Genomic DNA, 7,506 nt, shown 5'->3' on the forward strand with positions numbered 1-7,506 from the left:
CTTTCGGCATGTACGCGCTGGATTCGCTCCGGCTTGAGAAAGGCTACCGCACCTGGAAAGGCGATCTGTCGACCGACTATTCGATCCTGCAGGGCGGGCTCGAACGCTTCGTCAAATGGGACAAGCCCGACTTCCGTGGCAAGGCGGCACTGCTGAACGAAAAGCAGCAAGGCGTGAAGAAGCGCTTCGTCACGCTGGTGGTGGAAAACCCCGGCGATTGCGACGCTCCGTCAGTTTCTACACTCTGGCATGACGGCAAGATCGTCGGCGAGACGACGTCCGGCGGCTGGGGCCATCGCATCGACAAGTCGATCGCGCTCGGCATGCTGCGCGCCGACCTGGCCAAACCAGGTACATCAGTCGAGGTCGAAATCTTCGGTGACCGCTTTCAGGCAATCGTGCAGAAGGATGAACCGCTGTGGGATCCGAAGAACGAAAGGCTGCGCGCATGAAGAAAATCATCCTCACCGATGGCGGCATGGGCCAGGAACTGGTCCGCCGCAGCCAATCCGAGCCGACGCCGCTATGGTCGGCCAGGGTGCTGATCGACGAACCGGATCTGGTGCGCGACCTGCACGCGGAATTCATCCGTGCCGGCGCACGTGTCATCACCATCAACACCTATTCTGCGACACCCGAACGCCTGGCGCGCGAAGGTGCGGAAGACCTATTCAAGCCATTGCAGAAGCGCGGCATCGAATTGGCCAGGCAGGCCCGCGACGAGGCCGGCGATGCAGCCATCGCCGGTTGCCTGTCGCCGCTTTTCGGCAGCTATGCACCGGCACTGACCATTTCCTTCGAGGAGACGCTCGAGATTTACCGCCGCATCGTTGCCGAGCAGGCCGATGGCGTCGACCTGTTCCTGTGTGAAACCATGGCGTCGGCGGACGAAGCCCGCGCAGCGGTGACCGCTGCATCGGAAAGCGGCAAGCCGGTATGGGTATCGTGGACGCTGGCTGACCACGGCAAGCCGCGGCTGCGCAGCGGCGAAGCCATTGCCACCGCGGCAAGCGCGCTCGACGGCCTGGCAGTCGCAGCGCGGCTGGTCAATTGCTGCCGGCCGGAAGCAATCGCCGCGGCTTTGCCTGAACTGATCGGCCTCGGCGGCCCGGTCGGCGCATATGCCAATGGCTTCACGTCAACCGAAGCACTTAAGCACGGCGGCACCGTCGATGTGCTGCACGCTCGTCACGACCTTGGCCCGGATGCCTATGCAGACCAGGCGATCGGCTGGGTGGAGGCTGGCGCAAGCATCGTTGGCGGCTGCTGCGAAGTCGGACCACCGCACATCGCCGCCCTGCGCGACCGGCTCGAACAGGCCGGCTACGAAATTTCGGGAGTTTTGCATGCCTAGACCATCATCGCGCATTTCCGGCATCGTGCCTTCGGGCAAGGACGGCTGGGAAGTCCATTTCGCCGCCTGGACGCGCAAGGAGGCCGGCGAAGACATCATCATGCTGTCGGTTGGCGACCATGATTTCGACACGCCTTCGCAGACCATTGAAGCCTGTGTGACCGCGGTTCGCGGCAGCAATCATCACTACACCCCGCTTCCCGGCTTGCCGCGCCTGCGCAAGGCGATGGCCGCAGCCTCGAGCGCCTGCACCGGCGTCGAGACATCGCCGGATCAGGTGATCGCCACGCCGGGCGGCCAGGCCGCACTCTACGCGGCCGTGCAGGGCGTGCTCGACCAGGGCGATCACGCCATCGTCGTGGCACCCTATTATGCCACCTATCCCAACACGTTCAGCGCCGCTGGCGCTGATTTCACCGTCGTCGAGACACCGGCCGAGGATGGCTTCCAGCCGCGAGCCGACATGATCCGCGCGGCAATCCGGCCGAACACGCGCGCCATCCTGATCAACACGCCGAACAATCCGACCGGTGCGGTCTATTCGCGCGAGCGGCTGGAACAGTTGGCAGAAGTCTGCCGGGAGCACGACCTCTGGCTGCTGTCGGACGAAGTCTACTGGACGCTCGGCGGCGGCGAGCACGTCTCGCCGCGCTCGCTGCCAGGAATGGCCGAGCGCACGCTGGTCATCAATTCGATGTCCAAGAGCCACGGCATGACCGGTTGGCGCATGGGCTGGCTGACGGGACCGGAGCAGATGATCACGCTCATGATCAATCTCAATCTGGTGACGACCTACGGCCTGCCGGCCTTCATCTCGATCGCTTGTTCCGAGGCGCTGGAGAACCGTTACGGCGTCAAGGAGATCGCCGAACGCTACGCGGCACGCCGCACCGTCTTGCTCGACGCCGTGCGGGGCATGAACGATGTCACCGTGCGCGGTTCGGAGGGCGGCATGTATGTCATGCTCGACATCTCGGCCGTCGAGCCGGACGACGAGAAATTCGCCTGGGCCCTGCTCGACAAGGAAAAGGTTGGCGTGATGCCCGGCTCCAGCTTCGGCGAGGCGGCCGCCGGCCACATTCGCATCAGCCTCTGCCAGCCCGAACCCGTGCTGCAGGAAGCTGCACTTCGTCTGCGCCGCTTTGCTTCCAGCTACCGTTGCGAGGCAGCATGATCGCCAAGGCAGTTCCCGCCAAAGCAAGAGCGGTCATCATCGGCGGCGGCGTTTCCGGCTGCTCGGTCGCCTATCACCTGGCCAAGCTCGGCTGGACCGATATCGTGCTTCTCGAACGCAAGCAGCTGACGTCGGGCACGACATGGCATGCCGCCGGCCTGATCGGCCAGCTGCGCGGTTCGCAGAACATGACGCGGCTGGCGAAATATTCCGCCGACCTCTACGTCAAGCTGGAAGCAGAGACCGAAGTCGGCACCGGCATGCGCCAGGTCGGTTCGATCACCGTGGCGCTGACCGAGGAGCGCAAGCACGAGATCTACAGGCAAGCGTCGCTGGCGCGTGCCTTCGATGTCGACGTGCGCGAGATTTCGCCCAGGGAAGTCAGCGAGATGTACCCGCATCTCAATGTTTCCGATGTCGTCGGCGCCGTGCATCTGCCGCTCGACGGCCAGTGCGACCCCGCCAACATCGCCATGGCACTGGCCAAGGGCGCGCGCCAGCGCGGTGCGACCATCGTCGAGAACGTCAAGGTCACCAAGGTCCACAGCAAGGCCGGCCGCGTCACGGGCGTGTCCTGGACACAAGGCGAAGAGCAAGGCACGATCGAGGCCGACATCGTCGTCAACTGCGCCGGCATGTGGGCGCGCGAACTGGGAGCGCAGAACGGCGTCACCATCCCGCTGCACGCCTGCGAGCATTTTTACCTCGTCACCGAGCCGATCCCCGGCCTCACCCGCCTGCCGGTGCTGCGTGTGCCCGACGAGTGTGCCTACTACAAGGAGGACGCCGGCAAGATGATGCTGGGCGCTTTCGAGCCGGTGGCAAAGCCCTGGGGCATGGACGGCATCCGTGAAGATTTCTGCTTCGACCAACTGCCGGAGGATATGGAGCATTTCGAGCCGATCCTCGAAATGGGCGTCAACCGCATGCCGATGCTGGCGACCGCCGGCATCCACACCTTCTTCAATGGTCCCGAGAGTTTTACGCCCGACGACCGCTACTATCTCGGCGAGGCGCCGGAACTGTCCGGCTACTGGATGGCGACCGGCTACAATTCGATCGGCATCGTCTCCTCCGGTGGCGCCGGCATGGCGCTGGCGCAGTGGATCAATGACGGCGAAGCCCCCTTCGACCTGTGGGAAGTAGACATCCGCCGCGCCCAGCCGTTCCAGAAGAACCGCCGCTATTTGAAGGAGCGCGTCTCTGAAACGCTTGGTCTGCTCTATGCCGATCATTTCCCCTATCGTCAGATGGCGACGTCGCGCAATGTCAGGCGCTCGCCGCTGCACGAGCATCTGAAGGCGCGCGGCGCTGTCTTCGGCGAAGTCGCCGGCTGGGAGCGCGCCAACTGGTTCGCCCGCGAGGGCCAGGAGCGCGAATACCGCTATTCCTGGAAGCGCCAGAACTGGTTCGACAATCAGCGCAAGGAACACCTTGCGGTCAGGAATGGCGTCGGCCTGTTCGACATGACCTCGTTCGGCAAGATCCGTGTCGAGGGCCGCGACGCCTGTGCTTTCCTGCAAAGACTATGCGCCAACGACATGGATGTCGCGCCGGGCAAGATCGTCTACACCCAGATGCTCAACCAGCGCGGCGGCATCGAGAGTGACCTGACGGTCTCGCGGTTGTCCGAGACGGCGTTCTTCCTCGTCGTCCCAGGCGCCACGCTGCAGCGCGATCTGGCTTGGCTGCGCAAGCACGTCGCCGACGAGTTCGTCGTCGTCACCGACGTAACGGCGGCCGAAAGCGTGCTCTGCCTGATGGGCCCGGACGCGAGAAAGCTGATCCAGAAGGTCAGCCCGAACGATTTCTCCAATGAGAAAAATCCGTTCGGCACGTATCAGGAGATCGAAATCGGCATGGGCCTGGCTCGCGCCCACCGCGTCACCTATGTCGGCGAACTCGGCTGGGAGCTCTATGTCTCGACCGACCAGGCGGCCCATGTCTTCGAGGTGGTCGAGGAGGCAGGTGTGGATGTCGGCCTGAAACTCTGCGGCCTGCACACGCTGGATTCCTGCCGCATCGAAAAAGCGTTCCGGCATTTCGGCCATGACATCACCGACGAGGACAATGTGCTGGAAGCCGGCCTCGGCTTCGCGGTGAAGACCGCCAAGGGCGACTTCATCGGCCGTGACGCGGTGCTGCGCAAGAAGGAAGCCGGCCTGTCACGCCGGCTCGTACAGTTCCGGCTGAAGGATCCGGAACCCCTGCTCTTCCATAACGAGGCGATCCTGCGCGACGGTAAGATCGTTGGTCCGATAACGTCTGGCAATTACGGCCATCACCTCGGCGGCGCCGTCGGGCTGGGCTATGTGCCTTGCGAGGGCGAGAGCGAGGCGGATGTGCTGGCGTCGTCCTATGAGATCGAAATCGCCGGCGAGCGTTTTGCGGCGGAAGCCTCGCTGAAGCCGATGTACGATCCGAAATCGGAGCGGACGAGGATGTAGTGCCTTCTCGCCTCCCCCTTTGTGGGGGGGAAGGAAGGGAAAGTCGCCCTCTCAAAACCTTTCCAGCTTCCCTCGCACCTTCGCCAGAAACGCCGCCCTTGTCGCCGGCGTCGAGGCATCCATCAAATAGTGCGCCAGGAAAAACGTCCGGCAGCGCGTGGCGCACAGCGCCCGCATGCCGCGCAGCAGGGTCTTGCGTCCCGGCTGGCCGACGACGACGCTCCACCAGGTCGGCGCGCCGCAGGTGGTGATGACGCCGACCTTGGTTACATGCGTCATCAGCGACTTGATCCGTCCCTTGCCGGTCGGCAGCTTGAAGGCGACGTCCGTCGCCCACACCCGGTCGAGCCAGCCCTTCAGCATCGCCGGCAGTCCGTACCACCAGGTCGGATAGACGAACAGGATCGCTTCGGCCCAGTTGAGCAGTTCGAAATGCGGCTTCAGTGCCGGGTCCTGCGGCGCCTGGTCATTGTAGGAGCGCCGCTCGTCGCAGCCCATCACCGGGTCGAATTTCTCCGCATAGAGGTCGAGCAGCCGCACCTCCCAGCCTCGTCGCATCAGCACGTCGATGGCAGTGTCGCGGATGGCGGCGCAAAAGCTCTCGGGTACCGGATGGCAGTAGACCACCAGTGCGCGCATCAGAACTCATCCATGCGGGCCGCGACCTTGGTCGTGAAAGCCTTGCGCGAGCCGTCGGTAGACAGGTTCATCGCGTAGTGCGCGAGGTAGGTCACCGGCGCGCCCGGTTTGACGGTGGCGCGCAGCATCCGCTTGATCAGCCTGCGCGGCGGATCGCCCATCAGCAGGGCGCGGAACCGGCTGCCGCCGTAGGTGGTCACCGCCGCAACCTTGCGAATGTTGTGCAGCGACGGCTGCGCCTTGCCGTCGACCAATTTGAACGACACGCCGGGCAAGAACACGCGATCGAAAAAGCCTTTCAGGATCGCTGGAAAGCCATAGTTCCAGACGGGATAGGAAAGCACCAGCGCATCGGCGCGCAGCAGGCGCTCGACATAAGGCGCGACAGCGTCGGCGGGGCCACGTGGGTTGTGGTAGTCCAGCCGCTCCTGGCGCGTCAGTCGCGGATCGAAACCCTCGGCATAGAGATCGCAGTCGTCGACCGTATGGCCCGCCGCCGTCAGGCGCTCGACGATCATCCGGTGCAGGCCGGCATTGAAGCTGGTCTCGACCGGATGGGCGTAGAGGACGAGGATGTTCATCATCCTACCTTCTGCAGCCCCCTGAACAAAAAAGTCCGCCCGGAACGGTAGTCGTAGTCCGGGTTCTCCCAGGCGATCATCTTGCCGGGGTTGAGGAGCCCTTGCGGATCGGTCTGGCGCTTGAAGGCGAGTTGCACCGCGTCGGTCTGCTTCATGCCGCCCTCTTCCAGCGTGTAGCGATGCGGGTTGAAGATCGGGCAACCGTTCGCTTCATGCAGGCGCACGATCTCGTCGAGCCGCGCTTCGGTCGTGAACTTGACCAGCGGCAGGCCGAAGCAGGTAATGTTGCCGTCCAGCCGCACGAATTCGAGATGCGAGAAAACCTCGCCCGGAAACATCGCATCCATCTTCTCGACAAGCGCCAGCTGGTTGGGAAAGGGATAGAGCGACTGCAGATAGGTGATCGAAGGGTCGACGCGCAGCGCCCTCAGCGTGGTGTGGTTCCAAGCCAATTCATAGGCCGGCGGCAGGCCTTTTTTCTCATCCGGCGTCGCCGTGGCCGCATTGTAGATCACCTCGCCGCCGGCACGCCGGGTGAAGGCAAGAAAAGCGTCCAGCCCGGGCTGCGCCACCATGACGACGCAAATGCTCTGCCCGTCGCTCAGGAATTTCTGGTGCCGCTTGAAATAGAGCTGCGGCACGGGTGCCGCTATCGGCGTGATCAGCTTGGTCAGGATGCCATCCTGACAGGCCAGCGCATTGCCATAGCGGGCCGCATCCATGAAAGCGTCGAAGCCGACAATGACGTCGATCCAGTCATACGCCGCGGTCAGCGGCATCTCGACTTCCGATATGATGCCGTTGGTGCCGTAGGCATGGGTCACCTTGTGCAGATCCGCGCCGGTGAGCTCGAGCGCTTTCGGCTCGGCCTCCATGGTCACCACGCGCAGCCGAAGCACATTGCCGAAATCGCGCACCCCGCCGAAATTGATCGAGCCGATGCCGCCCGAACCGCCGGCGATGAAGCCGCCAATCGAGGCTGTGTTGTAGGTGGAGGGCGATAGCCGCAGTTCCTGCCCGGAATGCGCCCGCGTTGCCTTGTCGATATCGGCCAGGATCGCCCCCGGCCCGGTCACGACGCGACCCGGAGCGATCGACTTGATCTCGTTCATCTCGGCAAGGTTGAGCACGACGCCGCCGGAGAGCGGCATCGCCTGGCCGTAATTACCGGTGCCGCTGCCGCGCGGTGTCACCGGCACGCCATGACGATGACTGGCGGCAAGCACGCGGATCAGTTCGGCCTCGTTCTTCGGCGTCACGATCAGGTCGCCGGTGACATGGTCGAGCTGCTGCTTCAGCACCGGGCTGTAC

The 7,506-nt window shown here is 63.9% G+C and carries 7 protein-coding genes; 4 read left to right on the top strand and 3 right to left on the bottom strand.

All coding sequences use genetic code 11. The features are described 5' to 3' along the window. From EN879_RS17265 to EN879_RS17280, 4 genes are all read left to right on the top strand, one after another. On the top strand, positions 1–452 hold a 452-nt coding region (locus EN879_RS17265; protein ID WP_164774443.1), incomplete at its 5' end, for a glycine cleavage T C-terminal barrel domain-containing protein. After that, positions 449–1,354 carry a homocysteine S-methyltransferase family protein gene (locus EN879_RS17270; RefSeq protein WP_013531135.1) on the top strand — a complete coding sequence of 302 codons (906 nt, stop codon included), beginning with the start codon at positions 449–451 and terminating at the stop codon, positions 1,352–1,354. The genes EN879_RS17265 and EN879_RS17270, both read left to right, overlap by 4 nt. Beyond that, on the top strand, positions 1,347–2,528 hold the full coding sequence (locus EN879_RS17275; protein ID WP_013531134.1) for a pyridoxal phosphate-dependent aminotransferase: 1,182 nt from the start codon (positions 1,347–1,349) through the stop codon (positions 2,526–2,528). Before EN879_RS17270 ends, EN879_RS17275 begins: the two co-directional genes overlap by 8 nt. Further along, positions 2,525–4,975, top strand: coding sequence for an FAD-dependent oxidoreductase (locus EN879_RS17280; protein WP_013531133.1), 2,451 nt, complete (start codon positions 2,525–2,527; stop codon positions 4,973–4,975). Before EN879_RS17275 ends, EN879_RS17280 begins: the two co-directional genes overlap by 4 nt. 51 nt (positions 4,976–5,026) lie before the next feature. Here EN879_RS17280 and EN879_RS17285 read toward each other — a convergent pair whose 3' ends face one another. The 3 genes from EN879_RS17285 to EN879_RS17295 form a co-directional block, all read right to left on the bottom strand. Next, positions 5,027–5,614, bottom strand: coding sequence for an NAD(P)H-dependent oxidoreductase (locus tag EN879_RS17285; protein ID WP_013531132.1), 588 nt, complete (start codon positions 5,612–5,614; stop codon positions 5,027–5,029). Continuing rightward, complete coding sequence (locus EN879_RS17290) at positions 5,614–6,195, bottom strand: NAD(P)H-dependent oxidoreductase (protein WP_063170260.1); 582 nt, start codon at positions 6,193–6,195, stop codon at positions 5,614–5,616. Before EN879_RS17290 ends, EN879_RS17285 begins: the two co-directional genes overlap by 1 nt. Next, positions 6,195–7,506: FAD-binding oxidoreductase (locus EN879_RS17295; RefSeq protein WP_164774444.1), on the bottom strand; the 1,312-nt coding region annotated here is incomplete at its 5' end. The genes EN879_RS17295 and EN879_RS17290, both read right to left, overlap by 1 nt.

It is taken from the genome of Mesorhizobium sp. M7A.F.Ca.AU.002.02.1.1, assembly GCF_003998535.1.
GTDB classification, from domain to species: domain Bacteria; phylum Pseudomonadota; class Alphaproteobacteria; order Rhizobiales; family Rhizobiaceae; genus Mesorhizobium; species Mesorhizobium ciceri.

Coding starts and splice junctions, on each gene's coding strand:
- EN879_RS17290 (WP_063170260.1), bottom strand. CDS start 6,195: ATGAACATCCTCGTCCTCTACGCCCATCCGGTCGAGACCAGCTTCAAT.
- EN879_RS17280 (WP_013531133.1), top strand. CDS start 2,525: ATGATCGCCAAGGCAGTTCCCGCCAAAGCAAGAGCGGTCATCATCGGC.
- EN879_RS17285 (WP_013531132.1), bottom strand. CDS start 5,614: ATGCGCGCACTGGTGGTCTACTGCCATCCGGTACCCGAGAGCTTTTGC.
- EN879_RS17275 (WP_013531134.1), top strand. CDS start 1,347: ATGCCTAGACCATCATCGCGCATTTCCGGCATCGTGCCTTCGGGCAAG.
- EN879_RS17270 (WP_013531135.1), top strand. CDS start 449: ATGAAGAAAATCATCCTCACCGATGGCGGCATGGGCCAGGAACTGGTC.